Source organism: Streptomyces sp. NPDC047130, from assembly GCF_040643475.1.
GTDB lineage: Bacteria > Actinomycetota > Actinomycetes > Streptomycetales > Streptomycetaceae > Streptomyces.
The window spans coordinates 108,838-134,782 of sequence record NZ_JBEYUK010000003.1; the positions used below are offsets into that span (position 1 = coordinate 108,838).

At 74.4% G+C, this 25,945-nt stretch carries 22 protein-coding genes and 1 pseudogene; 8 read left to right on the plus strand and 15 right to left on the minus strand.

Features of this window, described 5'->3' with window-relative positions:
* The first annotated feature begins 66 nt into the window (after positions 1-66).
* Positions 67-1,500 carry an MFS transporter gene (locus ABZ836_RS05600; RefSeq protein ID WP_361140268.1) on the plus strand — a complete coding sequence of 478 codons (1,434 nt, stop codon included), beginning with the start codon at positions 67-69 and terminating at the stop codon, positions 1,498-1,500.
* A 73-nt stretch (positions 1,501-1,573) separates the two neighbouring features.
* Here ABZ836_RS05600 and ABZ836_RS05605 read toward each other — a convergent pair whose 3' ends face one another.
* Together ABZ836_RS05605 and speB are read right to left on the minus strand one after the other, a co-directional pair.
* Positions 1,574-3,280, minus strand: coding sequence for a thiamine pyrophosphate-binding protein (locus tag ABZ836_RS05605; protein WP_361139584.1), 1,707 nt, complete (start codon positions 3,278-3,280; stop codon positions 1,574-1,576).
* Positions 3,277-4,254 (minus strand): agmatinase, encoded by a 978-nt coding sequence (speB, locus tag ABZ836_RS05610; RefSeq protein WP_361139587.1) that lies wholly within the window; start codon positions 4,252-4,254, stop codon positions 3,277-3,279. Before speB ends, ABZ836_RS05605 begins: the two co-directional genes overlap by 4 nt.
* Positions 4,255-4,409: 155 nt before the next feature.
* Between speB and ABZ836_RS05615 the strand changes: the two genes are divergently transcribed.
* The gene (locus ABZ836_RS05615; protein WP_361139589.1) at positions 4,410-5,978 is read left to right on the plus strand and encodes a helix-turn-helix domain-containing protein; all 1,569 of its coding nucleotides are present in this window, start codon (positions 4,410-4,412) and stop codon (positions 5,976-5,978) included.
* An 86-nt stretch (positions 5,979-6,064) separates the two neighbouring features.
* Here ABZ836_RS05615 and ABZ836_RS05620 read toward each other — a convergent pair whose 3' ends face one another.
* The gene (locus ABZ836_RS05620; protein WP_356127434.1) at positions 6,065-7,123 is read right to left on the minus strand and encodes a DUF3533 domain-containing protein; all 1,059 of its coding nucleotides are present in this window, start codon (positions 7,121-7,123) and stop codon (positions 6,065-6,067) included.
* A 429-nt stretch (positions 7,124-7,552) separates the two neighbouring features.
* Here ABZ836_RS05620 and ABZ836_RS05625 point away from each other — a divergent pair, with 429 nt between their 5' ends.
* Positions 7,553-9,052, plus strand: a complete 1,500-nt coding sequence (locus tag ABZ836_RS05625; RefSeq protein ID WP_361139592.1) for an ATP-binding protein — start codon at positions 7,553-7,555, stop codon at positions 9,050-9,052.
* 22 nt (positions 9,053-9,074) lie between these two features.
* Complete coding sequence (locus ABZ836_RS05630) at positions 9,075-9,416, plus strand: DUF742 domain-containing protein (protein WP_361139595.1); 342 nt, start codon at positions 9,075-9,077, stop codon at positions 9,414-9,416.
* 39 nt (positions 9,417-9,455) lie between these two features.
* On the opposite strand, the gene ABZ836_RS05635 is transcribed toward ABZ836_RS05630, so the two are convergent.
* The 3 genes from ABZ836_RS05635 to ABZ836_RS05645 all read right to left on the minus strand — a co-directional run bounded on the left by ABZ836_RS05635 (position 9,456) and on the right by ABZ836_RS05645 (position 11,540).
* A complete protein-coding gene (locus ABZ836_RS05635; RefSeq protein ID WP_361139598.1) occupies positions 9,456-10,166 on the minus strand; it encodes a hypothetical protein in 711 nt (236 codons plus the stop codon).
* A 160-nt stretch (positions 10,167-10,326) separates the two neighbouring features.
* Complete coding sequence (locus tag ABZ836_RS05640) at positions 10,327-10,941, minus strand: GNAT family protein (RefSeq protein ID WP_361139601.1); 615 nt, start codon at positions 10,939-10,941, stop codon at positions 10,327-10,329.
* Positions 10,938-11,540: an HD domain-containing protein gene (locus ABZ836_RS05645; RefSeq protein ID WP_356127449.1), complete on the minus strand. Its 603-nt coding sequence runs from the start codon at positions 11,538-11,540 to the stop codon at positions 10,938-10,940. The genes ABZ836_RS05640 and ABZ836_RS05645 overlap by 4 nt, the downstream gene beginning before the upstream one ends.
* 224 nt (positions 11,541-11,764) lie before the next feature.
* Here ABZ836_RS05645 and ABZ836_RS05650 point away from each other — a divergent pair.
* Positions 11,765-12,169: pseudogene (locus ABZ836_RS05650) on the plus strand (DUF475 domain-containing protein); the annotation flags it as partial.
* Between the two features lie 570 nt (positions 12,170-12,739).
* Here ABZ836_RS05650 and ABZ836_RS05655 read toward each other — a convergent pair.
* From ABZ836_RS05655 to ABZ836_RS05665, 3 genes are all read right to left on the minus strand, one after another.
* Positions 12,740-13,180 (minus strand): nitroreductase family deazaflavin-dependent oxidoreductase, encoded by a 441-nt coding sequence (locus ABZ836_RS05655; protein WP_356127452.1) that lies wholly within the window; start codon positions 13,178-13,180, stop codon positions 12,740-12,742.
* A 210-nt stretch (positions 13,181-13,390) separates the two neighbouring features.
* The gene (locus ABZ836_RS05660) at positions 13,391-14,221 is read right to left on the minus strand and encodes a nucleotidyltransferase domain-containing protein (protein WP_356127455.1); all 831 of its coding nucleotides are present in this window, start codon (positions 14,219-14,221) and stop codon (positions 13,391-13,393) included.
* A 325-nt stretch (positions 14,222-14,546) separates the two neighbouring features.
* Positions 14,547-15,005 carry an Lrp/AsnC family transcriptional regulator gene (locus ABZ836_RS05665; RefSeq protein ID WP_361139605.1) on the minus strand — a complete coding sequence of 153 codons (459 nt, stop codon included), beginning with the start codon at positions 15,003-15,005 and terminating at the stop codon, positions 14,547-14,549.
* A 78-nt stretch (positions 15,006-15,083) separates the two neighbouring features.
* Here ABZ836_RS05665 and ABZ836_RS05670 point away from each other — a divergent pair, with 78 nt between their 5' ends.
* Complete coding sequence (locus tag ABZ836_RS05670; protein WP_361139608.1) at positions 15,084-16,187, plus strand: Glu/Leu/Phe/Val dehydrogenase dimerization domain-containing protein; 1,104 nt, start codon at positions 15,084-15,086, stop codon at positions 16,185-16,187.
* Positions 16,188-16,260: 73 nt separating this feature from the next.
* Positions 16,261-16,614 carry a VOC family protein gene (locus ABZ836_RS05675; protein WP_361139611.1) on the plus strand — a complete coding sequence of 118 codons (354 nt, stop codon included), beginning with the start codon at positions 16,261-16,263 and terminating at the stop codon, positions 16,612-16,614.
* A 190-nt stretch (positions 16,615-16,804) separates the two neighbouring features.
* On the opposite strand, the gene ABZ836_RS05680 is transcribed toward ABZ836_RS05675, so the two are convergent.
* The 3 genes from ABZ836_RS05680 to ABZ836_RS05690 form a co-directional block, all read right to left on the minus strand.
* Positions 16,805-17,416 carry a TetR/AcrR family transcriptional regulator gene (locus ABZ836_RS05680; protein ID WP_356127466.1) on the minus strand — a complete coding sequence of 204 codons (612 nt, stop codon included), beginning with the start codon at positions 17,414-17,416 and terminating at the stop codon, positions 16,805-16,807.
* A gap of 64 nt (positions 17,417-17,480) precedes the next feature.
* Positions 17,481-18,287 carry an ABC transporter ATP-binding protein gene (locus ABZ836_RS05685; RefSeq protein WP_361139615.1) on the minus strand — a complete coding sequence of 269 codons (807 nt, stop codon included), beginning with the start codon at positions 18,285-18,287 and terminating at the stop codon, positions 17,481-17,483.
* Positions 18,284-19,411, minus strand: coding sequence for an FtsX-like permease family protein (locus ABZ836_RS05690; protein WP_361139618.1), 1,128 nt, complete (start codon positions 19,409-19,411; stop codon positions 18,284-18,286). The genes ABZ836_RS05685 and ABZ836_RS05690 overlap by 4 nt, the downstream gene beginning before the upstream one ends.
* 326 nt (positions 19,412-19,737) lie before the next feature.
* On the opposite strand from ABZ836_RS05690, the gene ABZ836_RS05695 reads away from it, so the two are divergent.
* The gene (locus ABZ836_RS05695; protein WP_361139621.1) at positions 19,738-21,057 is read left to right on the plus strand and encodes a PHB depolymerase family esterase; all 1,320 of its coding nucleotides are present in this window, start codon (positions 19,738-19,740) and stop codon (positions 21,055-21,057) included.
* A 65-nt stretch (positions 21,058-21,122) separates the two neighbouring features.
* Here ABZ836_RS05695 and ABZ836_RS05700 read toward each other — a convergent pair whose 3' ends face one another.
* From ABZ836_RS05700 to ABZ836_RS05710, 3 genes are read right to left on the minus strand one after another with little or no spacing between them, the layout of a single operon-like run.
* Complete coding sequence (locus tag ABZ836_RS05700; RefSeq protein ID WP_361139624.1) at positions 21,123-23,027, minus strand: ABC transporter ATP-binding protein; 1,905 nt, start codon at positions 23,025-23,027, stop codon at positions 21,123-21,125.
* On the minus strand, positions 23,024-24,763 hold the full coding sequence (locus tag ABZ836_RS05705) for an ATP-binding cassette domain-containing protein (RefSeq protein WP_361139627.1): 1,740 nt from the start codon (positions 24,761-24,763) through the stop codon (positions 23,024-23,026). The genes ABZ836_RS05700 and ABZ836_RS05705 overlap by 4 nt, the downstream gene beginning before the upstream one ends.
* Positions 24,760-25,935 (minus strand): SagB/ThcOx family dehydrogenase, encoded by a 1,176-nt coding sequence (locus ABZ836_RS05710; RefSeq protein WP_361139630.1) that lies wholly within the window; start codon positions 25,933-25,935, stop codon positions 24,760-24,762. The genes ABZ836_RS05705 and ABZ836_RS05710 overlap by 4 nt, the downstream gene beginning before the upstream one ends.
* Positions 25,936-25,945: the final 10 nt, after the last annotated feature.

Below are 25,945 nucleotides of genomic sequence, written 5' to 3' on the forward strand. Positions count from 1 at the left end.
GGCGGACCTTCCCCGACCGGGAAGGGGGCCGCCGTCGGCGAGCGGGACCCCAACCGGTGGCGCGCCCTGTGGGTGACCCTGGTCGCCGGCTTCATGAGCCTGCTCGACGTGACGATCGTGGCCGTCGCCCTGCCCACCATCCAGAGCGACCTCGGCGCCGGCCCGGCCGAGGTGCAGTGGGTGGTCTCCGGGTACGCGCTCGCCTTCGCCCTCGCGCTGGTGACGGCGGGGCGGCTCGGTGACGCGCTCGACCGGCGGCGCATCTTCCTGCTGGCGCTGAGCGCGTTCGTGGTCTGCAGTGCGCTCGCCGGGGCCGCCCCCGGCATCACCTGGCTGGTGGTGGCGCGGCTGGCGCAGGGCCTGGCGGCGGGCTGCATGGCCCCGCAGAACTCGGCGCTGATCCAGCAGATGTTCCGCGGGCCCGAACGCGCCCGCGCCTTCGGCTTCTTCGGCGCCACCGTCGGCATCTCCAGCGCGGTGGGCCCGATCGTCGGCGGCCTGATCCTGGCCCTGGCCTCGGGCGGCGAGGGCTGGCGCTGGATCTTCTACGTCAACGTCCCGATCGGGGTCCTGGCCGTGCTGCTCGGCCGCCGGCTGCTCCCCCGCACCCGGCCGACCGGGAAGGGGCAGGTCGACGTCCCGGGCGTGCTGCTGCTGGGCGTGGGCGTGCTCGCGGTGATGCTGCCGCTGGTGCAGGCGGAGGCCGGGGGGCTGAGCCGGCTGTGGTGGCTGTTCCTGGTCGGCGCGGCGCTGATCGGCGTCTTCGTCCTCTGGCAGCGCCGTGTCCTGCGGGCGGGCGGGCAGCCGCTGCTGGACCTGCGGCTGTTCACGCAGACCCGCGGCTACGCGGTCGGCGCGGGCGTCGGCACGCTGTACTTCGTGGGCTTCAGCGGCGTCTGGCTGGTCTTCGCCCTCTTCTTCCAGCACGGTCTGGGTTACTCGCCGCTCGAGTCGGGTCTCGCCGTGACCCCGTTCGCGGTCGGTTCGGCGGGCGCCGCGGTGGTGGCGGGGCGGCTGGTGGAGCGGCTGGGCCGGCTGCTGACGGTGTGCGGGCTGGGCGCGGTGATCGTCGGCATGAGCGCGACCGCGCTGCTGCTGCGCTTCGCCCCGGAGGGCGCGGCGACCTGGCTGGCCGCGCCCGCCCTGTTCGTGGCGGGCATGGGCAGCGGCTCGGTGATCTCGCCGAACATCACCATGACCCTGCGCGACGTCCCGGTCCGCATGGCCGGTGCGGCGGGCGGGGCGCTGCAGACCGGTCAGCGTCTGGGCGCGGCGGTGGGCACGGCCGCGCTGCCGGGCCTGTTCTACCTGGTGCTGGCCCGGAACGACGACAACTTCCGCGACGCCCTGGCCATCGCGCTGGGGGCCGCGCTGATCGGCATGACGGCGGCGCTGGGCCTGGCGGTGGCCGACTGGCGCCGGGACCGGCGTGGCCGTCAGGAGGACGCCGAGGGCGCCCAGCAGGCCGCCGGCTCCCCGGTCCGCACGGGCCGCACCTGACGGAGCGGGCCACGCGCCGACGGAGCCGGGCACGCACCCGGCCGGAACGCGGCCGGCCGTGCCCGTGGGGACGTCAGCTCGCGCTTCCGCCCTGGTGGGTGGGGGCGAACATGCGCAGGGCCGCCGGGAGCACCACCACCGAGGGGCCCGGGGTGGACAGCGCCTCGGCCAGGTCGGCGCGCAGGTCCTCGGGCGTGGTCCGCACGCCGGGCACGCCGAAGGACTCGGCCAGGGCGACGAAGTCCGGCCCGGGCAGGTCGGTCCCGTGGGTCTCGCCGTAGGCGTCGGTCATGTAGTCGCGGAGGATGCCGTAGCCGCCGTCGTCGACGATCAGCCAGGTGACGTCGAGGGCGTGCTGACGGGCCGTCGCCAGTTCGGCGACGGAGTAGAGGGCGCCGCCGTCGCCGGAGACCGCGAGCACCGGCTGCCCGGGTTCGGCGACGGCCGCGCCGAGGGCGGCGGGGAAGGCGTAGCCGAGGCCGCCCGCGCCCTGGGCCGAGTGCATGGTGTTGGGGCGGCGGGCGTCGAAGGCGGACCACGCCCAGTAGGTCAGGACGGTCATGTCCCAGAACGAGGGCGAGCCGGAGGGCAGCGCCGAGCGGACGGCGGCCAGCACCTCCTGCTCCCGGTCGAGTCCCTGCGCGGCGATGCGCGCGCCGACCCGGTCGAGGAGCCCCCGCACCCGCCGGGCGGCCTCGGTGTGCTCCCGCGCCGGGACCGGTTCCAGGGTCTCCAGCAGGGCCTGGAGGGCGAGCCGGGCGTCGGCGTGGACACCGAGGGCGGGGTGGTTGGCCTCCAGCTTCCCGGCGTCGGCGTCGATCTGCACGATCGTGCCGCGGGGCCGCAGCGTGTGGTAGTTGGAGGAGAGCTCGCCCAGCCCGGAGCCGACGACCAGCAGGACGTCGGCGTCCTCGAGGAGGTCGGTGGTGTGCCGGTCCTCCAGCCAGGAGCCGAGCGAGAGCGGGTGGGTCCAGGGGAAGGCGCCCTTGCCGCCGAAGGTGGTGACGACCGGGATCGCCAGCTTCTCGGCGAGCTGCCGGAGCTTCTTGGAGGCGTCCGAGCGGATCACCCCGCCGCCCGCGACGATCACCGGGCGCTCGGCGCGGGCCAGCAGGTCGGCGGCGACGGCGGTGAGTTCGGGCCGGGGCGGCAGTTCCTCCGGGGTGGCGTCCACGGCGGTGACCTGCGGGAGGCGGGCCGGCTCCGCCAGGACGTCCTGCGGGATCTCCACCCAGACCGGCCCGAACGGCACGGTGAGGGCGGAGCGCCAGGCCTCGGCGATCGCGGACGGGATCTGCGACTGGGTGCGGGCGGTGTGCACCGACTTGACGATCCCCCGGACGGAGGCGGCCTGGTCGTCCAGTTCGTGGAGGTGGCCGCGGCGGCGTCCGCCGAGCCCGGTGGAGGGGATCTGGCCGCTGATGGCCAGTACCGGCGCGGAGGCGGCGGCGGCCTCCTGCAGCGCGGCGAGCGCGGTGAGCGCGCCCGGGCCGGTGGACAGCAGCAGCGGGGCGGCCTCGCCGGTGATCCGGCCGTAGGCGTCGGCGGCGAAGCCCGCGTTGTTCTCGACCCGCAGGCCGACGTACCGCAGGCCGGAGCGGCGCAGCGCGTCGAAGACGGGCAGGACGTGCTGGCCGGGCAGGCCGAACACCGTGGTGGCGCCCAGCCCGGCCAGCGTCTCCACGACCAGGTCCCCGCCCAGGCGGCCGGGCGGAGGGTCGAGCGCCGCCTCCGTCTGCGCGGCGGTCGGGCGGAGCACCAGGTCGTGGTCGTGGGTCACTGCGTACGGGCCTTCGCGATCTGTCGGGACATGATGGTGGTGAGCTCGTAGGCGGTGTGGGAGGCCGCGACGGAGGTGATCTCCGCGTGGTCGTAGGCGGGGGCGACCTCGACCACGTCCGCCGAGACCAGGTTGCAGTCGGCCAGGCCCCGCAGGATCTCCAGGAGTTCCCGCGAGGTCATGCCGCCGGCCTCCGGGGTGCCGGTGCCGGGGGCGTGCGCCGGGTCGAGGCAGTCGATGTCGATGGAGATGTACAGCGGCCGGTCCCCGATCCGCCGGCGGAGCTGGTCGGCGACCTCGTCGGCGCCGCGGCGGTAGACGTCGGCCGAGGTGACGATGCCGAAGCCCATCTTCTCGTCGTCCGTGAGGTCCTGCTTGCCGTAGAGCGGGCCGCGGGTGCCGACGTGGGAGAGGGCCGAGGTGTCGAGGATGCCCTCCTCGACCGCCCGCCGGAACGGCGTGCCGTGGGTGTACTCGGCGCCGAAGTAGGTGTCCCAGGTGTCCAGGTGGGCGTCGAAGTGCAGCAGGGCGACGGGGCCGTGCTTCTTCGCCACCGACCGCAGCAGGGGCAGCGCGATGGTGTGGTCGCCGCCCAGCGTCATCAGCCGGGCCCCGGTGCCGAGCAGGTCGTCCGCGGCGGCCTCGACGGTCTCGACCGCCTCGTCGATGTTGAACGGGTTGACCGCGATGTCCCCGGCGTCCGCGACCTGCGCGAGCGCGAACGGGGAGGCGTCCTGTGCCGGGTTGTAGGGGCGCAGCAGCCGGGACGCCTCGCGGATGGCGTTGCCGCCGAAGCGGGCGCCGGGCCGGTAGGAGACGCCCGAGTCGAACGGGACGCCGACCACCGCCACGTCGGCCGTGCCGACCTCGTCCAGCCGGGGCAGCCGGGCGAAGGTCGCCGGTCCCGCGTAGCGCGGGATCCGCGAGGAGTCGACGGGCCCGCGGGGCGTCCGGTCGTTGCTCGTGGAAGTCATGGGGGTGAGGCCCTTCTTGTCACCGGTTCGAGGGTACGTGGCGCCGGGTTCACCCGCGCGGAGCGCACCACCGACCGACAGTAGATGGCCCGGCGACGGCTGCGAAGTGTACGTTTCCTCCATCGGACCGGCGAGAACCAGAGGAAACATCCACCATGACCTCCGCACCGGCGCTGCCGCCCACTCCCCCGGTGCCGCTGGCGGCGCTGCTGGCGCGGGCCGACCTGGGTCTGGTCCACCTCGCCGGACCGCGCGACGGGGACGTCCACTGGGCGCAGGTCTCGGAGATGGCGGACCCGTTCCCGTACCTGCTGGGCGGCGAGCTGCTGCTGACGGCGGGCGTGCAGCTGCCCGCCGGGGCCGGCGCCGGGTACGTCGACGCCTATGTGGAGCGGATCCTGGCCGCGGGCGGCGCGGCGCTGGGGTTCGGGGTCGCGCCGGTGCACGACACGGTGCCGCGGGCGCTGATCGACGCCTGCGGGGCGCGCGGGCTGCCGCTGGTGGAGGTGCCGCCGGGGACCACGTTCTCGGCGGTGGCCCGCGCGGTCGGCGAACTGGTGGCCCGGGCCCGGCTGGCGGAGGTCCGGCGGGTCGCCGAGGCCCAGCGGAGTCTGGCGGCGGCGGCCTCGCGGCCCGAGCCGGTGCCCGCGGTGCTGCGTCAGCTGGCCCGGGCACTGGGCGGCTGGGCGGTGCTCTTCGACGCGGACGGGACGGAGGGCGCCTCGGCCGGGCAGGAGCCGGGCCCCCGGGTGCGGGCGGCGCTGGCCGGGCTGGCCCGGGTGGTGCGGCCGTCGGCGGCGGGCACGTCGGCCGCGGGCACGTCGGCCGCGGATCGGCCCTCCCCGGGGCCGTCCGCCTCGGGACCGGTCGCCCCGGCGCCGTCCTCGGCGACCGACACGGTGGACGGCGTGCGGCTGTCGGCGTACGCCCTCGGGGCGGGGCCGGGCGGTGCGCTGGGGCTGACGGGCGGCGCGGAGCCGGGCGACCACACCATCACCGCGGTGGCCACGGTGCTGCTGGCGCTGCTCACCGGGGAGCGGGGCGACGGCCCGGACGCCGCCCGGTCGGCGGCCCTGGTGCGGCTGCTGCTGGGGGCCGGTGCGCGGGAGGTGTCGCCGCTGCTCGGGGGCGAGCGGTGGACCGTGGTCCACGCCTGCCGGGAGGCCGGTTCCCCGGACCCCGCGTCCTCCGCGGAGCCCCTGGACCCCGCGTCCTCCGCGGCCGCCGCGGAGCTGGGCGAGGCGCTGGGTTCGCCGCTGGTGGACCTCTCCGGCGGGCTGGTGCGGGTGCTGGTGCCCGCCGGAGGCCGGGTGGAGCGGCAGTCCGGCTGGAGGCTGGGGGTGAGCGCCGCGGTGGACCCGGAGGACCTGGCGGCGGGGGACGCGCAGGCCGCGCGTGCGCTGGGCCGGGCCCGCGCCACCCGGGTCCCGCTGGTCCGGCACGGCCCGGGCGGACGCCTGGCCGACCTGGTGCCGCCCGGCGAGGCGGTGGAGCACGCCCGGACCCTGTTGGCGCCCCTCGCCGGCGCCCCCGCGCTGCCCGGGACCCTGCGGGCCTGGCTCTCCCTGCACGGCAGCTGGGACCGCACCGCCGTGGCGCTCTCCGTCCACCGCAACACGGTCCGGCAGCGGATCGCCCGGTGCGCGGCACTCCTGGGGGCCGACCTGGACGATCCGGACGTGCGGATGGAGCTCTGGTTCGCGCTGCGCCACTTCCCTGACTGAGGCCGGACCGAGGCCGGACGGGGGCCGCCCCGCCCCAGGAGGCGGGGGCAGCCCCACGAGGCCGGGGCCGGGTGTCGCCGGGGTGGTCACATCTGCCGGACCTCGCTCTCCTCGACCGCCCGCCGGCCGGGGCGGAGCGACGACAGCAGCAGCGTCAGCAGCGTGCCGCCCAGCGCCCACGCGCCGAGGACCAGCAGCGGCCCGGTGACGGCCCGCCCGTCGAAGTAGGCGACGGACCGGGCGGTCCAGGTGCCCGCGCCGGGGATGAGGGCGGGCCCGATCTCCCGCCAGAACGTGGGCAGCAGCGGGTACGGATAGGCGCCGCCCGCGCTCGGGTTGCCGGCGATGACGACCACCAGGACGGTGAGGCCGATGCCGATGATGCCGAACGCCCCCTGGAAGGCGAAGGTGGTGGCACCGGTGGCGAACACCACGAGCGCGCCGAGCCACCACAGCGCCGTCACGCTGCCCGGCAGCGCGCCCAGCACCGGCCCGATCACCACCGCCCCCAGCAGCCCCAGGAGCACGGCGTAGACGGCGAGGGCCAGCAGCCGGATCACCGCCCGGGGGAGGTTGGCCGGGCGCGCGCCGTAGCCCACGGCCAGGATGGCGGCGCACAGGTAGCCGCCCACGCACCAGCCGACGATCAGGTAGAACGACGACAGCCCGCGCGCGTCGCCCCGCTCCACGGGCACCAGGTCGACGGTGCGCAGTTGCCGGCCCTGCCGTGCCTCCACCTGGCCGACCACCTCCTCCAGGGCGTCGGCGACCGGGGAGCCGCCGCCGCTGGCGACCAGCAGCCGGTCCGCGGGGGTGCGCGGGTCGACGATCAGCGCGCCGTAGAGCGTCCGGTCCTCGATCAGCCGTCGCGCCTCCTCGGCCGAGGCGACCGGCCGGGCGTCGAGGGGCCGCCCGGGCAGCGCGTCGAGCTGCTCCACCAGGCGGGTGGAACGCGGCCCCTGCTCGGCGGTCACGACGCCGAACGCGATGTCCCTGGGCTTCGGCTGATGGAAGGCGCCGGCGTACGAGGCGATGAAGAGCACCCCGAGCGCCAGCACGCCCAGGACGAGCAGCGCGGAACGCGGACGGACCGCGTCCTTGACCTCTTCGGCGAACGTGCGCCTGGCGGGAGCCTCGGTATCCATGATCCCCAGCCTGGCCAGCCACCCCGCACTCCGCAGGCCGGGTCCGCCGGGCGGGGGAACGAACCGCCCCCCGGGCACGGGCTCCGGAGCCCTGGCGGCACGGGAGCGATTCGGCCAAAGTGCGGCAAGGAGGGCGGGAGGCCACGTAACGCGCGGACGGCCCGCGCCGGAGGACCGCCTCCCGCCCGAGGTGCGGGAACTCCGGCGCGCACGCGGCCCGAAGGCCCGGCGGCGGCCGACGAAAGTCGGCCAGGACCGGCCTTACGGACCACCCGGCTCCCCGTTTGTCCGGTCGTCGTCCACTTCCCACGGGCATAATCCGCGTTGGTCTGGTCCCACTTGTTCCACCACTCCTGCCTGTCGCCGCCCGCGCGCGCCCACCGGCACGCGCACCCGGCCGACGCGGCAGTGTGGGGAGGAGGGCTCCGCATGGCAACGCGTCCGCCGCAGCACCGGTCCACGTCCGCCGTGCCCGCCGCGGATCCGCCGGCGGCGGGGGGCCGCGGCGCTCCCCCGGACCGCGCTCCGCTGCGACGGGCGACCGCGCTGGGCGCGCTGCCCGCCGCCTCGGCCACCCTCCTGGCGGGCGCCGCCTACGCCGCCGCGCTCTCGCCGTTACCCACCTCGGCCGCGGTGGGCGCGGGCATCTGCGCGGCCATCGGCTGTGCCGCCGTCACCGCCACGGCCACGGTCTCCGCCCGCCGCGCCGCCGCCTCGGCCACCGCCCGCGAACAGGCCGCCGCGGCGGCGACCCAAGGGCTGGGAGAACTGCTGGAGTCCGGCCTGCGGCAGATCGAGGTGGCCGCCCGCCGGGTCCGGCGCGGCGAGACCCCGCTGCCGCTGGAGTTGCCCGACCCCCCGGCCACCGGGGGCGTCCGCCCGCCCGGTGCCGTCACCGGCCTCCAGGAGGCGGTGCGCCGGACGCTGACGGACGCCCACACGGCGGTGCTGACCGCCGGGGCGGGCCGGCAGACCGAAGCCTCCCTGGCCATCGTCCGCAAGATCCAGACGCTGGTCCTGCGGGCCATGGAACTCCTCGACGACGCCCACGACCGCACCGAGGACCCGGAACTGCTGGACGTGCTCTTCCGGATCGACCACCTGGTGACCCGGACCCAGCGAGCGGTGGAGAGCGTCGCCGTCCTCGACGGCCGGCTGCCGCGTGCCGTCCGCCGTCCGGTGCCGCTGTCCACGGTGCTGCGGCAGGCCGCCGCCGAGACCGAGGACTACACGCGGATCCAGGTCGCGCCCCCGCCCGCCGGGTACGCGCTGGCGGGTCCGGCCGCCGCCGAGGTCATCCACCTGATCGCCGAGCTCGCGGAGAACGGAGCCCGCTTCTCCCCCGCCGACACCAAGGTCACGGTACGGACCGCGCTGGCCCGCGAGGGGCTGGTCGTGGAGATCGACGACCAGGGTCCCGGTCTCACCGGCGACCAGCTCGAGGAGATGAACCAACTGGTCTCCCTGGCCCGCGAACCGGACGAGGAGGACGGCCGCACCGGCCTGGCGGTGGTGGCCCGGGTCGCCCAGCGGCTGCGCCTGGCGGTGCGTTTCCAGACCAACCTCTACGGCGGGGTGCAGGCACTCGTCCGCCTCCCCGCGAGCCTGCTGCAGCGGACCGAGGAGGACCCCGCGGGCCACGAGCAGCCGGAGCACCGCCGTGCCGTTCCGGTCGCCGACACCCTGCCCCTCGCCCAGGTGAGGTCCGACAGGCCGGAGCTCAGGACGGTACCGGCGGCCGGACGCGCGGTGCGGGGCCGCCCCGCGCGGGGCGTCCGGACGGCGGGGTCCTCCCCCGCGGTGTCCGAGCCCGTCTCCCCCGTCTCCCCCGCCGCCCCGGTCTCCCCCGTCTCCCCGGCCGACGACGCGTTGTTCGGCCCGTACACCGGGGGCGCCTGGCGCGCCGCCGACCGGCCGGGCGGTCACTGAGGTGGCCCGGCCGCACCCGTGGGTGACCCAGGAGACGGCGTCGGTCCGCGCCTACGCCGTGACCGTGGGCCGGACGCGTCCGGCCGTGCCGCTGGAGCCCGGATCGCTGGTCCGGGCGGCGGCCAGTCCCCCGTACGAGGCGGTCTCGCCGGAGGGCCTGGCCGCGGTGCGGCTCTGCGCCGGACAGGCCCTGTCGGTGGCCGAGCTGGCGACGCTGCTCCAACTGCCGCTGCAGGTGGCGAAAATCGTCGTCGCGGACCTCCTCCACGGCGGCTTCCTGATCCACGCCATGCCCGACCGCTCCGCCGACGGCAGCGACCCCTCACTGCTGGAGGCCGTCCTGGACGGCCTCCGCAACCTCTGAGGGGCCGCTGCCGGCCGGCCTCAGCCGGCCTCGGCGAACTCAGTCGTCGAAGTCGACCGTGGAGCACACCACGGCGTAGGTGGAGTAGCTGCCGTTCCACGACCCCCAGTGGGTGCCGGCGGCGACCACGTCACCGTCGCAGTGCTGCCGCTTGCCGTGGTCGCGGCCGTCGTGGTGGCCGTGGCCCCTGCCGTGCTCGTTGCCGCGGTTCTTGCCCTCGTCCTTGCCGTGCTCCTTGCCGTGCTCACGGTCCTTGTCCTTGCCGTGCTCACGGCCCTCGTCCTTGCCGTGCTCCTGGCCCTTGCCGTGCTCGTGCCCGTTGCCCTTGCCGTGCTCACGGCTCTCGTCCTTGCCGTGGTCGCGGTCCTTGCCCTTGTCCTTGTCCTTGCCGTCCTCGTGGCCCTTGCCCTTGTCCTTGTCCTTGCCGTGCTCGTGGCCCTTGCCCTTGTCCTTGTCCTTGCCGTGCTCCTTGTCCTTGCTCTTGTCCTTGTCCTTGCCGTGCTCGTGGCCCTTGCCCTTGTCCTTGTCCTTGCCGTGGTCCCGGCTCTTGTCCTTGTCCTTGTCCTTCTCCTTGTCCTTGTCCTTCTCCTTGTCCTTGCCGTGCTCACGGTCCTTGTCCTTGCCGTGGTCGGCGGACTGGGTGTGGTGCTGCTGATCGCGAGGGGCGTCCTCCGCGGCGGCGCTGCTCACGCCCAGCGCGGCGAGGGCGAAGGCGGCCAGGACGGTGACGGTGGCGCGACGTACGCGCATGGGTTCCTCCAACGGGAGAGAGGCAGGGAACGCGGCCGGCGGGTGTGCCGTCGCGCGAGGACCGAATTCCCCTCTCCCGGCGCCCTCGGCCGCCTCGGCCCCCGCATTCACCCGTGCGAGCCGGAACCTTGCGCCGCACGACCGCACCCCGGAGGTCCCCTCAGGAGGAGGACGCCCTCCGCGCCGCCGCCCACTCGTCGGCGAGCAGCGCGTAGGAGATCCCGTCGATCCAGCCCAGCTCGCGGTGCAGGGACTCGCGCACGGTGTACTGCTCGCGTCGCATGCCGAGCCGTTCCATCAGGCGCCAGGACGCCACGTTGTCGGCGAAGGCGTTGGCCACCACGCGCCGGAGCCGCAGCTCCTCGAAGCAGAGCCGCAGCAGTGCACGGCACGCCTCGGTGGCGTACCCGCGTCCGCCGAGGTCCGGGTCGAGCACCCACCCCAGCTCGGCCTGGACGCCGCGGGCCCGCTCGGCGACCTCCCGCTGCGCCCAGGCGTCCTCCACCCGCAGGTAGAAGTCGCCGACGACCCGCCCGTCACGTTCCGCCACCAGCGTGGTGGCCAGCCGATCGGGCGCCGCCAGCAGCAGCCGCCAGTCGTCGAGGTCCCGCGGCCGGAACGTCAGCCAGTGGGACACCTCGGGCAGCCCCCGGTAGCGCCACATGGCCTCGGCGTCCTGAAGGGTCACCCGGCGCAGGGTCAGCCGTTCGGTGGCCAGCGGCCAGCACACGGCGGACAGCGGATCGGTGGTCGCGGACGGAAGCTCGGTCGTCATGCCGACCGGCTCTCCAGCGCGTCGAGGGAGGACAACAGCTCGAGATCGGGGTCCCCGAAGGCCGCGCGCAGCTCCTGAAAGGCGACGACCTTCTCCTCACCGAAGCGGCGGACGTGGGCGGCGTACTCGTCGGGCGTCAGCAGGGAGGTGGGCCGGGACTTGCTGTGGAACTTGTCCGCGTACATCACCAATTGCTCTTCCGGCGACACCGCCACGTAGTCCCCGGGCGGCAGCGGCAACCCCTGCCGCTCGATGTCTTCCCGGGTGACGCCGACCCCGGTGTGGTGGGAGCAGAACCGCCGCAGCGTCTCCGGCAGACCGGCCTGCTCGAGCAGCTCGTGCCCGAGCACGCCGTGCCGGATGTAGTTCTTGTGGTCGAGCACTCCGTCGTCCGAGTAGAGCCGGTAGACCCCGATGTCGTGGAGCAGACAACCCGCTCTGACCAGCTCGAAGTCCACATCCGGTCCCGCCGACTCGATCAGCTGCTCGGCGATCCGCCACACGATCTCGCAGTGCGTGTGGACCGACCGGAACGCCTCCGGGGTGGGCGCCCACTTCTCGTGCAGGGCGCGGATCTCTTCGGGCGACGGGATGCTCATCCGGGGAGGCTAACAACCGTTCCCGGCGGCCTGCCATCCGGTTCGCCGCGCGGCGCGACGGCCACGGCGATGATCCGGCCCGGGCGGCAGCGGGCGGGGGGCTCGGGGCCCGACCGGTTCACCGACTCGCAGCCGCCCTGACGTCAGAGCGCGCGCCAGGGTATGTCGCTCGACGCTCTGTACTCCACGGGCGGGCGGCGTCCACCCGTGGAGTGAGGCCGTGAGCCGCGTTCTTCATGTTCCTCTACCTGGAGGTCCTGGACGCGTCGTTCTCCTTCGACGGCGTCATCGGCGCCTTCGCCATCACCAACGACATCGTCCTGATGGCCCTGGGTTTGGGCATCGGCGCCATGTACGTCCGTTCACTGACGGTGTACCTGGTCCGCGAGGGCACCCTGGACGACTACGTCTACCTGGAGCACGGCGCCCACTACGCGATCGGGGCCCTGGCGCTGATCCTCCTGGTGACCATCCGGTACGAGATCAACGAGTTCGTCACCGGCATGATCGGTGTCGTCCTCATCGGTGCCTCCTTCTGGTCCTCGGTCCGCCGCAACAAGCGGCTCACCGCAGCCGCGGCCGAAGACTCGAGCGTCAGCGAGAAGTCGGAGGCGGCTTCCGCGGTGTGAACCGCTCGGTCCCTGCCCCGGCTCATTCTGCGCAACGGAATGACCCATCCCTGCAGTGCACGGAACATGTCACCTGTGGGTGGAAACTCTGACGCACCGGAACGTCGGCATGCTTTGGCGGTCCGCGATCAGCCACATCGGCCGCTTGCCGTTCGGCGAGCCGTAGTTCCTTCTCTGGAGGGGGCGGGGCACCGCTCGGGCACCGACGGCAGCATGTGGGAGCTGGATACCGGCCTGGTCGTCAGTGGTGGCCACCCTCCAGCAGATAGGCGGCGCGCTGGGTACCGCCGTGGTCGGCACCGTCTGCTACGGCGCGGTCGGCGACGGGACGCACGGCGACTATCCGCACGCCTTCGGCCTGGGGCTGGCCTTCTCGCTCGGCCGGGAACTGACGCCGGACGGCCGGTGGCCATGCCCTACGCGGCTCCCGGCCGGGAGCGGCCCGCCCGCTGACCGGCGGGCGCCGTACGGCGGCGCTCGGCGGTGTGCGCCGCGGGGTTCACGTCGGCGCGCGGACAGGCTAAGGGGCGACCGCTTGGGTGGTCGCCCCTTACCGCGTCGCCGCGTCGGTCAGACGCGCTTCAGCCGCACAACGGGGATCTCGCGGTCGGTCTTCTCCTGGTACTCGGCGTACGGCGCGTACACGTCGAGCAGGTGCGGCCACACCCGGGCCTTGTCCTCCGCTGAGAGCGTCTCGGCCCGCGCGGTGAAGCGCTCACCGCCGACCCTCAGGTGGACCTCCGGGTTCTCTTGGAGGCTGAGGTACCACAGGGGGTGCTCGGGGGCGCCGCCCTTGGAGGCGACGATCAGGTAGTCGTCCCCGTCCCGGCCGTAGATCAGGACCGTGCGCAGCCAGTCGCCGCTGCGGCGGCCCTGATAGTCGAGGAGCAGGCACGGCGAGCCGTTGAGGTCGGTGCCCTCCTGGCCGTCGGACTCCTCGTACCGGCGGGCCTGGTCGGCGACCCACTTCTCCGGACTGAGCTTCACTGCGGCGGGATCGTATGCGGTCATGCGTTCGCACCTTTCCTGAATCTTTGGCAGCACTCAGCGTAGATGGCCCGGTGGCTGAGGCCACGGTCTCAAGCCCGAGGAGATCATTGCCGAAGTACCGGTGGCGGACGAGGTCGACACTCCGCCGGTACTCGCGTCCGGCGAGGGCGTAGCGGCTGAAGTCCCCAGCAATGCAGAGAGGATGGGTCCCGTGGCCCCAGCCGGGTGTGGTCAGCGAGGGCCGTTCAGGCGGCTGCTGATTTGCTCGTGGAGTTCGTGCGGCAGGTGAATGGCCCAGCGGTCGGCGGCCTCGGCGGCCAGGTCGAGGCTCCAACGCCAGCTGCTGCGTGCCGCCGTGCGCACGTCCTGGTCGCGGGCGGCGGCCGTGGTGGAGGCGTAGCGGTGGCGGTCGGTGTCGGGCAGGTCCTGTTCGAGCGCGCGGCTGGGGGTGAGCCAGTGGGCCGTGCTGTTGCGCAACAGGCGGCAGAGCTGGAGTTGCTGGGGGGCGATGACGGTGTGCAGCAGGGCGTGGGCACGGGCGATCTCGCCGCGGGCCAGTACGTGGGCGAGCATGAGTGTCCAGTTGGTCAGCTCGTCGGTGAGCTGCTGGGCAGTGGTCACCGGCTCGGGCGGCTGGAAGGTGGCCAGCTGCCGGGCGGCCTGGGTGAGCCGGCCGGTGCGGTCGAGCAGGACGGCGTCGTCGGGGCGAGGCAGGTGCACCATGCCCTGCCAGGTGGGGACTTCGTCGATGCCGGGACCGGCCGGGGTGAGGTGGAACTCGCCGCGCATCAGGTCGTCGAAGACGACGGCGAGGATGCCGTACATGTTGGTGTAGGAGAGCTGGAGCGGCGCGAGCTGTGTCAGGAAGCCGGGGCCGTCGAAGTCGGCGAGGCGGTCATCCTGGATGTAGAGGTATGCCTCGAGGTCGGAATGGGCATCGGCCTCGCCCACGGTCCACGAGCCGTAGAGCAGTACCCCCTCCAGCCGGGTGTCGGCCTGGGCGAGCTGTCGCAGGCGTGCGATGCGGTCGTCCAGGGCGGAACGGGCAGGGTGAACGGACATGGTGTGGTCGTGTCTCCTGAGGTGAGCGTGCGGGCACGCTGCCGCATGTGTCGATCATGGTCAATCGGGCGGTGCTGGCGTATCGGCTGCTCACTGGGTTCCCCCGCGAGCATCTCGTCTTCCTTGCCGAGGAGTTGGCTGCGCCGCGGGAAGCCGAACTCGAGAGTCGACGCCGTGCCGCACGAGGAAGAGTCCGGAAGCGTGTGCCCTGCCTTGCATCTGTCTCTTCACCGACCGACGGATCCAACGACCGTCGGGCTCCACGGCGTCCTGCACTGCCCGCCTGACGGAGGCGAGGACACGGCGCGGGAGCGAACCCGTCAGGTCACGGGGTGAGGGGCGCCAGCACCTGGTTGTGGGTGTGCTGGTAGATCACGGAGGTGCGGAATCCGACGACTTCGCGGCGCTCGGTGAACTTGTCCATGAGGAAGCCGTGGAGGTAGTCGACGCTCGGTACGGAGACGTGCACGATCATGTCGTCGCCGCCGGTGACGACATAGACCGTGCTGACCTCGGGCAGGGCGGCGGCATACGTCTTGAACGCCTCGATGACCGCCCTGCTGAGAGGGCGGATCTGGAAGTGGATGAGCGCCTGGACGTGACGGTTCAGGGCGGCCGGGTCGACAGCGGCGTGGTAGCCGGTGATGACCCCGCGGGCCCGCAGTGCGCGGATGCGTTCCAGGCAGGTCGACGGGGCGATGCCGAGGGTGCGGGCGAGGTCGCGGTTGGTCTGCCGTGCATCGCGCTGGAGATGCCGAACGATCGCCGAATCAAGTTCGTCCATGCGGCGAGTATGAACCCCCGCACCGAATTCTGTTCGCCTGTTCGCCACTGCTCTTGTCCGACCGGCTAGCTTCACGCCATGACAGTCGCACTTGAGCAAGCTCTGTCCCGCAACCTGCCGAATCCTTCGCACGAGTTGGTACAGGTCGTACGCGGCAGCCGCAGCGGACTCGCGATCACCGTCGCGATCCACTCCACCGCTCTCGGCCCGGCGGCCGGGGGGTGCCGGATCGCTCACTACGCCGACCCGGCCGCCGCGATCGCCGACGCGATGCGGCTGGCGGCGGCGATGACCGGGAAGAACGCGCTGGCAGGTCTGGAACACGGCGGCGCGAAGGCGGTCGTCGCCCTCCCGACCGCAGCCCGGCCGACCGGACCGGAGCGCACCGCACTGCTCCACGACCTCGGCGACGCGATCGAGGCGCTCGGCGGCCGCTACATCGCAGGCCCGGACGTGGGAAGCGGTCCGGACGACATGTCCGTGATCGGCGACCGCACCACCCATGTCTGCTGCCGACCCGTCGAGGACGGTGGCAGCGGCGACTCCTCCCTCCACACCGCGCGCGGCACCCTGGCGGCCCTGGGCGCGGTGGCCGACGAGGCCTTCGGCTCAGCGGAGCTCGCCGGCCGGACCATCGGGATCATCGGCCTCGGCGCGGTCGGCGCCCACGTGGCCCGGCTCCTGAACCGGGCAGGCGCGCGGCTCGTGGTGACCGACGTCGACCCGGCCAGACACAGCCTGGCCGCGGAGTTGGGCGCGACCTGGGTGCGTCCGGACGGCATCCTCACCGCGGAGGTCGACATCCTCGTGCCGGCCGCGCTCGGTGGCCTGCTGACCGCCCGCACGGTGCCGCTGCTGCGGTGCGCCGCCATCGCCGGCCCGGCCAACAACCAGCTCGACGAACCGGCCACCGCCCACCTCCTCGCGGCACGAGGCATCCTGTGGGCGCCGGACGTGGTCGTCAGCTCCGGCGGAGTCATCCACGCCACCGGTGTCGAACTGCGCCAGGAATCGGAGGAGCGGCTGACCGAGCGCATCCAGGGCATCGCGGCTACGCTCCGACAGGTCTTCCACGCGGCCCGGACCCACCGGACCACGCCCGCGATCGCTGCCGGGCAACTCGCCGAGCAGCGGGTGCGCCAGGGACGCCCGCACCCGACTCATCCGCAGCGCCGCCCCTGACCTCGCGGGCAGCCGGGCCGACGGAGTCCGCGCCGCCGGCATCCCGCACGACGACAGAAGGAGTACCGACAACATGGCGAACCACTGGGGCGGAGTGACCGTCGACTGCGTCGACGTGGAGCGGGTGGCGGCCTTCTGGAGCGCCCTCCTCGACCGCGAGAGGGGGCCGTCCCAGCCCGGCTGGGTGTACCTCGGCCACCGCGACGACCCGCGGCCCCGCCTCGTCTTCCAGCCTGTCCAGGAGCCCAAACAGGGCAAGGCACGCCTGCACCTCGACGTCGTGGTCGACGACATCGACCAGGGCATCGCCCAGGTCGTCGCCCTCGGCGGCCGGTTCACCGGCGAACGCCACGACTACGACGAGGGCGTGGTCGTCGTGATGGCCGACCCTGAGGAGAACGAATTCTGCCTGGCCCAGTACTACTGACCCGCGCCACGCCCTCGTGCTCTCGACAGCGACACAGACCGGCGCTGGAGCCCCGGCGCGCGAACCCGTGGACCACCGCCGGCGGCGCGACGCCGGCGCGCTCGGCGCGGAAGGCGAGTTCGGTGGCCAGTGCGGGGTCGCGGGGCGATGGCGTCGGTAGGCCGGAGCTTCTTCGGGGGTGGCGAAGGCGTCAGTGCTCCGGGCGTGACGGGCGGGCCGCGCCGTCGACCGGGGTGAGGCAGCGGCGGACGAGGGCGAGGGTGCGTTCCGTGACCCTGTCGAGGGGGGCTCCGTGTTCGACGGCGGTCAGGGCGGTGTGCAGCATTCCGGCGACGAGGTCGGCCGTGAGCGCGGGCTCGGGGGCGCCCAGGTCCCGGACGGCCGCGCGGAACGGTTCGACCTGTGCCAGGTGGAGTTCCATCAGCCGTTGCCGGCAGGCGGGCGGAAGCCCGGCGCTCATGAGGGCGGCGGCGGGCCGGTGGGCGCCTTCGGCACCGAGGCGGAGGCTTTCGGCGAAGAACGCCTCGACGCGTTCCAGCGGGCCGTTCGCGGCGGCGAGGGCACGGGTGAGGGCTTCGTCGGAGCGGCGGAAGGCCTCCTCCGTGATGGTGGCGAGGAGGGCCGCCGAGGAGTCGAAGTACTGGTAGACGCTGGAGCGGGCCAGGCCAGCGCGGGCGCCGACCGCCGCCGGTGTCACGGCGGCGGCGCCCTCGGCGACCAGGATGTCGATCGCTGCCTTGATCAGCGCCTCGCGTTGCCGGGCACGGTGTTCGGCGACGGTGGAGGCGTTGATCTTCGGCATGCGGCGCGGGCTCCTGTGGGGGCGGACGGGGCCCGGGAGCGAGACACCGGCCCGCGGCCGCCGGTCAGGACAGGCGGCCGTCGACCATCTCGTGCACCCGGTCGGCTGCGTCCATTATCGCCGTGTCGTGGGTGACCATGACCGTGGCCGTCCCGCACCGGTGGGTCTGCTCGGCGATCAGCTGGACGGCCTCGGCCGAACGGACCCGGTCCAGTGCCGAGGTCGGTTCGTCCACCAGCAGGACGGCGGGCGAGGTCATCAGGGCACGGGCCAGGCCCGCGCGCTGGCGTTCACCGCCGGAGAGCTGGTGCGGGCGGGAGCCGGCGCGGTGGGCGAGCCCGACCGCCTCGATGAGTTCGTCGGCCCGGCCGCGGGCCGCGGCGTCGAGGCGGCCGTCGATGTGCAGGGGCAGCAGCAGCTGCTCCTTGACGGTGAGCGAGGCCAGCAGGTTGGACTGCTGGAAGACGAAACCGATGTGGCGGCGGCGGGCGGCGGTGCGTTCCTTGTCCGCCAGTGCGGTCAGCTCGGCGCCGGCCACGTGCACGGTGCCCGAGGTGGGCCGCTGCAGGCCACCGGCGACGGCGAGGAGGCTGGACTTCCCGGATCCCGAGGGGCCGACGACGGCGACGAACTCACCGGGGGCGACGGTCAGGCCGACGTGGTCGAGGGCGGTGACGGCGGCGTCGCCGTCTCCCAGGGTGAGGGTGACGCCGTCCAGGCGCAGTCCGCCGGGGCCCGTCGAGCCCGCGGAGCCCGCGGAGCCCGCGGAGCCCGAAGAACCCGCGGAGTCGGCAGAGCCCGAAGAACCCGCGGAGCCCGAAGAACCCGTGTAGCCCGGGGCGGTCGGACGGCCGGTGGAGGGTGTGGTCATCGGTGGGCTCCCAGAGCGGTCAGGGGGTCGACGGCGGTGATGCGGCGGACTGCGACGACGGCCCCCACGGTCCCGAGGACGACGAGGAGGCCGGACGAGGTGGCGATGTCCGGGGCGGAGAGGGAGAAGGGGGCCTTGCCGATCATCGCGCTGCCCAGGGCCAGGCCCACGGCGGTGCCGACGGCCGTGGCCCCGACGAGCACGGCGACGACCTGCGCGAGCGCGTCGCGCAGGATGTAGCCGGTGGGTGCGCCGAGCGCCTTCAGCAGGGCGATCTCCCCCTTGCGCTGCACGGTCCAGACGGTGAAGAAGGCGCCGACGACCAGGGCGGAGATGGCGTACAGGAAGCCCTTGATCAGGGCCATGGTGCTCGACTCGGCCGTGTAGCCGGGCGACGCGCCGAAGGTGGTCTCCTTGGTGTCGGCGCGGGTGGCGGTCGCCTTCTCCACCGCGGTGACGTCGGCGCCCGGCTCCAGGGTGAGGGCGACGGCCGTGGCCTGTCGGTGCGCGGCCTCGGGCAGGTCGCCCGGCAGGCCGTAGTGGAGATGACGCCAGGTGTCGAGGTCGGCGTAGGCGACGCCGATGTGGCCGTAGGAGACGGTCTCGTCGACCAGGCCCACGACCTTCAGCGGCACCTCGCTCTTGTCGGCGGTCAGGACGTCCCCGACCCGCACGCCCAGGTCGGCGATCTCCCGGGTGATCACGATGCCCGCACCGCCCGCCTCCAGCCCCTGGCCCTGGCTCGGGCTGGGTGCCAGGGGCGAGTCCGGTGCCATGCCGAAGACGGCGAGATTGACCTGCTCGCCCTTCTCGGCGCCCCGGGTGACCTCGGCGTTGGCCAGGGTGTTCCCGAACGGCTCGGCCCGGTCCACCCCGGGCGCCGCGGACCACGCCTGCCAGTCCTCCTGCTCCACGACCGAGCGGGAGAACTGCTCGCTGGTCGCCTTCTCGTCGAAGGCCATATGGGTCACCGGCAGGGCGCGCAGACCGGATATACCGGCGTCCGCCAGACCGGAGGCGAGCCCGGACAGCAGGACGCCGAGCACGGCGATGAGCGCGACCACCGCGCCCATCAGGGCGAAGCGACCGCGGGCGAAGCGCAGATCGCGTAGGGCAAGGAACACGGAACTCTCCGGGCGATGAAGGGGGTGACGGCACGACAGGCCGGACACGGCGCCGCTTTGCGGAAACTTGACGACGCCAGTGTCGGCATCCTAGCGCACGTTACCGACACGCCCGTCGGCATGTTGGACGGCACGCGACCGCCGACCACTCCCGTCGACTCCCCGCAGCACCGCCGACCGCGCCCGTTGACTCCCCACAGCGCCACCCCTAACTTGTCCGCATCAGTCGACAATGCGGCCGAAACTTTCGAACCGGTAGGGCGGCACCCCACCTTCCGTCGGGCCGTGCCGACGCCCACCGCTCCCCCTGCGGAAAGGACACGCACGTGAAGGCCAGAAGCAAGTCACGGTTACGCCCGCTCCTGCTGGCGCTGTTCGGAGGGGTGGTTCCCCTGCTCGCCGGCTTCCTCCTCGGGACCCCGAGCGCGCGGGCCGCCTCCCTCACCGAGGTGACCGCCTTCGGGAACAACCCGGGCAACCTGCGGATGTACGAGTACGTGCCCAGCACCGCCGGCGCCGGTGCGCCGGTCCTGGTCGCGGTCCACTACTGCACCGGCACCGGGCCGGGCTTCCACGCGGGCACCGAGTTCGCCTCGCTGGCCGACCGGTACGGATTCATCGTCGTCTACCCGGACGCCAACGTCGGCGGCCAGTGCTTCGACGTGTCCTCTCCGCAGGCGCTGAAGCACAACGGCGGTAGCGACCCGACGAGCATCGCCTCCATGGTGGGGAACGTGGTCCAGCGCCACGGGGCCGACCCCGACCGCGTCTACGTCACCGGCGCCTCGTCGGGGGCGATGATGACCAACGTGCTCCTCGGCGCCTACCCGGACGTCTTCAAGGCCGGGGCGGCGTTCGCGGGCGTGCCGTTCGGATGCTTCGCCACCACCGACGGGTCGGGGTGGAACAGTGCCTGCGCCGACGGCCGGATCAGCAGGACCCCTCAGCAGTGGGGCGACCTGGTGCGCGCCGCCTATCCGGGCTACAGCGGACCTCGGCCGCGGATGCAGCTGTGGCACGGAACGACGGACACGACGCTGCACTACAACAACTTCGGCGAAGAGATCAAGCAGTGGACGAACGTGCTGGGCGTGAGCCAGACCCCGGTGCTCACCGACAGCCCGCAGTCGGGCTGGACCCGCACCCGCTACGGCTCCGACAGCGCCCAGGCGCCCGTCGAGGCCATCAGCGTTGCCGGAGTCGGCCACAGCCTGCCCACCTCGGGCATGGCCGCCAGGGCCGTCTCGTTCCTCGGCCTCGACCGGAGCGCGCCCCCGACGTCGCCGCCGCCCACGACCCCGCCGCCCACCTCACCTCCGCCGGGCTCCGGGACCTGCCGGGTGACCAGCACCGTCAGTGCGTGGAACAACGGCCTCACCGACAACATCACCGTCACCAACACCGGTTCGTCGACGCTCAACGGGTGGACGCTGACCTTCACGCTGCGGTCCGGGCAGACGATCACCTCCGGCTGGAACGCGACCTTCTCCCCCACCAGCGGCGCGGTCACGGCCAGGAACGTCGGCCACAACGCGACGCTCGCTCCGGGCGCGAGCACCTCCATCGGATTCCAGGCCACCCACAGCGGTGACAGCGGCGGTCCGACGGAGTTCAAGCTCAACGGAACGGCCTGCCAGGCCGGCTGAGCGGAGGCGGAGGCGGCGCCGCCCTCGCACCGCGACGCGCCGCCTTCGCACCACCTGCGGACGACCTACCTCGACCGGGTCCCGTCCTGGCCGTTCGCCGCGTCGGAGGCGAGGACCCGGTTGAGGGCGCTGTCCGGACGCGTCGACAACTCGTCCCAGGCGCCCTCCTCGACGACGCGTCCGCCGGCGAGGACGGCGATGCGGTCGGCCCTGCGGATCGTGGCCGCGCGGTGCGCGATGACGACCGTGGTGCGGTTCTCCGCGCGGAGCGCGGCGGCGAGGGCGGCGTCGCTCGCGTTGTCCAGGTGCGCGGTGGACTCGTCCAGGACCAGGATCCTGGGCCGGGCCAGCAGCGCCCGGGCCAGGGCGATGCGGGCGCGCTGTCCTCCGGAGAGCGTGGCGCCCCGCTCGCCGACCAGGGTGTCGAGCGGGGCGATCCGGTCGACACCGCACAACGCCGCCGTCCGCCGGAGCAGGCCGTCGTCCGCGTCGGGCGCCGCGAGCCGCAGGTTCTCGGCGAGCGTGCCGTGGAACAGCGGCGCCTCCTGCCCCACGAGGGCGATCGCTCCGCGCAGTTCGGGATCGCTCACGTCGCGGAGGTCGACGGGGTCGCCGTCGGCCGGTGTCAGCTGGACCGTCCCCCGTGACGGGTCCCAGAAGCGGGCCAGCAGATGGGCGCAGGTCGACTTGCCGGCTCCCGAGGCGCCGACCAGGGCGAGGGTCCGTCCCGGCGGGACGGTCAGGTCCAGGCCGTCCAGTACGGGACCCGCGCCGTAGTCGAAGCTCACGTCGCGCATCCGTATCCCGAGCGGGCCTGACGGCAGCGGGCGAGGGGCCGCGGGACCCGGTGCGAGGGCGGGGGCCCTGACCGCCGCGTCGACCCTGGCGGCCGCGGCGCGCAGGGCCACGGCCTGGCTCAGCGCACGGGCCGATTCGGCGACCGGGCCGAGCAGCGACAGGGCCAGCGTCATCGCCGCCGGGGCCCACGCCCCGGAGAGCCGGCCGCCGGCCACCGACTGGGCCGCCGCCGCCACCACCCCGAGGACGGCGCCCACGATGAGCAGGTCCCGGACCGCGGCGGCGACGGCTTCCCCGGTGGCCTCGGCGCTCTGGGCGGAGCCCACCTGCCGCCCCCGTCCGGCCAGCCTGCGGCGGTGCTCGCCCAGGGCACCGAAGGCGAGCAGTTCGCGCAGCCCGTCGACGGCCTCCACGGTGTCGGCGGACAGCTTCGCGAGGGCGGTCCGGGTCCGGGCGCCCCGCTCCGCACGTCGGCGCATCTCGACGAAGGGCGCCACCGCCAGCAGCACGGCCGCCGGGAGAACGGCTGCCGGGAGCCAGGGGTCGACGGAGGCGAGGAGGACGGTGCCACCGGCGAACACCGTTCCGGAAGCCAGCAGTTGGGCCGTGGTGTGGGCGTAGAAGAACTCCAGCGCCTCCACGTCGGCCATGGCCGTGGCGGCGAGGTCGCCACTGCGGCGGCCGGCGACGCGGGCGGGGGCGCTCCGGGCGAGCCCGTCGAAGACCCGTACGCGCAGGACGGCCAGCACACGGTAGGCGAGGTCGTGGGAGAGGTCCATCTCCCGCCACGTCGTCAGGGCGCGCGCGACGGCCAGGGCGATCAGGCACACGACCGTCGTCGCCGAGGGCGCCCGGCCCTCGATGACGGCCGCGCCGACGGTGTGCGCGACGAGTGTCAGCAGGGCCACGAGCGAGGCGTGTTCGAGCAGTGCGGCAAGACAGGTCCGGACCGCCGTGCCACGGTGGGCGGCGAGGGCGGGGAGCAGCGCGCGGAGGGCGCCACGCGGCGGCGCGGGCGCGTTCGCGGGGCCGCCGCGGGGGTCGGCGACACCATGAGTGTCGGCAGTGTCGGCGGTGTCGGCAGTGTCGGTGGCGCCGCGCCGGTCCATGGCGCCGGTGGTGTCGGCGGTGTTGCGGGGGTCGGTGCTGGTCGTGTCGGCGGTGCTGGTCATGCGGCGATCTCTCCTCGGCGGGTCCGGCCGGCCTGGACGAGCTGTGCGTAGACGCCTCCGGCCTCGAGCAGGCCGGTGTGGTCCCCGACCGCGTCCACCTGTCCCCCGTCGAGCACCACGATGCGGTCGGCGTGCCGGACGGCGGCGAGCCGGTGGGCCACCACCAGGACGGTCCGGCCGCCGGCCGCGTTCAGCAGTTCCCGGACGATGTCCGACTCACGGCGCTCGTCCACGGCACTGGTGGCCTCGTCGAGGACCAGCACCCGGGCGTCGGCGAGCAGGGCGCGCGCCAGGGCGAGCCGCTGGCGCTGCCCGCCGGAGAGGGTGGCCCCGCGCTCGCCGAGGACGGTGGCGTAGCCGTCGGGGAGGGCGGTGATCTCGTCGTGGATGCCCGCGACGCGGGCGGCGTCCGCGAGGTGGTCGTCGGTGGCGTCCGGCCGGGCCAGCCGCAGGTTGTCGGCGATGGTGGCGTGGAAGAGGTAGGTCTCCTGGGAGACCACGGCGATGCCCCGGCGCAGGGAGTCGAGGGTGTACCGGTGCGCGGGCCGCCCGTCCACGAGGACGCGGCCCCGCTGCGGGTCGTGGTGCCGCAGGAGGAGGGAGACGAGCGTGGACTTCCCGGCGCCGGAAGGGCCGACGATCGCCGTCGTGCGGCCTCCGGGCGCGGTGAAGGAGACGCCCCGGAGGGCGGGCGAGGGCGCGCCGTCGTAGGTGAAGGCGACGTCCTCGAAACGGAGTTCCGGTGGCGCCGTCCAGTGCGCGGCCTCGGTTCCGGTGTCGCGGACGGAGGGCTCGGCGGTACGCAGGTGCGCGAGTCCGTCCGCCGCGGACGCTCCGAGGTAACCGGCGTGCCACTCCCGGGCGAGGTCGCGGACCGGCCGGAAGCACTCGGAGGCCAGCAGCAGCACCAGGTAGGTGCCGGCCGCCGTGGTGGACCCGGTGACGGCCGACCAGGCGGCGAGGACACCCGCGGCGACGGTGCCGCCCTGGATGGCCAGGTCGGTGATGCCGGTGTCGACGAGGGAGAGGCGCAGCTTGGCGACGGTCGCCCGGTGCAGGTCCGCCGAGCGCCGCTCCAGGCGTTCGCGGGTGCGGCCCACCGCCCCGGCGGCCCGCAGGGCGGGCATCCCCTGCAGGGCCTCAAGGTAGTCGGCGCCCAGGCCTTCGTACGTGTCCCAGTGTTCCTTCCCCCGCGCCAGGAGGAGGCGGTCCCAGGCGCGCGGGCCGGCCAGTGCCAGCAGCAGGGCGGGGACCAGGCCGAGGAGCGCCGACGGCTCGACGACGGCCAGGACGGTGAGGACGAGGGACGGCACGGTGAGGGTGATCAGGAGCTGGGGCAGGTAGCGCGAGACGTACGCGTCGACGCCTTCCACCCCGTCGACCAGGGTGGTGCGCACGGCGCCGGCGCGGGCCGTCGTCAGGTGTGCGGGTCCCAGCCTTCCGAGGCGGTCGAGGAGTTCGTCGCGCAGGGCGACCCGTACCGCGGATCCGGCGCGGGTGGCGGTGCGCCGTTGCGTGACGGCCAGTGCGGCGCGGACGGCGACGACGGCGAGTACGGCGGCGAGCAGCCACGGGAGGCGGGCCGTGTCGCCGCGCGCCAGGCCGGCCAGGGCCACGGCCAGCAGGACGGCCTGGGCCAGGTGGGTGAGGGTGACGGCGCCCTGCAGGAGGGTGGCCATGAGCAGGGGGCGTCGTGCGTGCCGTGCGGCACGGCGCAGTTCCGGGTGGACGATCATGTGGTGTTCTCCTCGTCGGCGTGGCGGGTGCCGAGGGCCAGGCCGTGGACGATCCAGTCGCGGCCGGGGGCGCCGCCGAGCGCGGCACCGAGGTCCGCCTGCTGCCAGGAGCCGACGGGGCGGGCGGCCAGGTGGTGCCGCAGGGCGGTGAGGTGGGCGTGGTGGACGGCGAACCCCGCGCGCAGGTGGGTGCGGCGGATGTGCGGGGGGTCGGCATCGGTGGGGCAGCCGTACGCGAGGAGGACGGCGCCCGCCTCCGCGATCCAGGCCTGTCCGGCGGCCCAGGCGGCCAGTGCCGGACGTGCCTCCCCGGTGGCGAGGCGGCGCAGCGTGCGGCCGTCGGGGGCGAGTTCGAGCAGGCCGGGCTTCGGTGGGCCGACGGCGGCGCACCAGCGCAGGTCGCCGCCCTCCCGGACGGCGGTGGCGAGGACCGCCCGCAGCGCGTCCTCGGAGGGGACGCCCCGCAGTGGCGGCGGCGCGCTGCGGCGGGCCAGGAGCTCGGTGGGCGAGGGCACGCGGGAGCCGCCGACGGCGGGGGCGCCCGGTGGGGGGACGTACACCTCGGCGAGCCCGTGGTGCGGCTGCCCGGTGAGCCCGCGCAGCCGGACCACGGGCTCACCGGCGCCCAGGGCGCGGGCGGCGAGGACGAGGGCTGCCGCGGCGTGGCCGGTGTCCAGGAGGAGCAGCGGCCAGGCGCGGTGGCCGTACTGGGAGGCGGTGCGCCGCACGGTGACGGACAGCTCCGCGGTCAGGCCCGGCCGCGTGGCGCCGGGGTGCCGGTCGAGGCGGTGTGCGCGGTGGCGCAGCGGGTCGTAGCCGTAACGGCCGGGCGGCAGGGAGCAGCCGGGGCCTGTTGTCACGGTGGTGTCCACCGGGTGCAGCGCACCGGCGGAGGAGGCCGGACGCAGGCGTCCGGCCTTGTCCGCGGCGGCCAGGGACAACCGCAGCAGTGCCCCCACGTCCAGGTCCCCGGCACCGCCACCACCACCAGCACCGGCACCGGCACCGGCACCGGCACCGGCACCGGACGGAGGAGTCAGCGGAACCGGTGGTCCCGGCCAGGCTCGGGTCGCGGAGCCGGCCGGTGTCCGGGGCCCGGGGATCTCGGCGGAGCGGGCGAGGGCGAGGGCCGTGACCAGGTCGACCGGGCCGTCGTCGGGGTGGTGGTCCACGGGTGGCGGT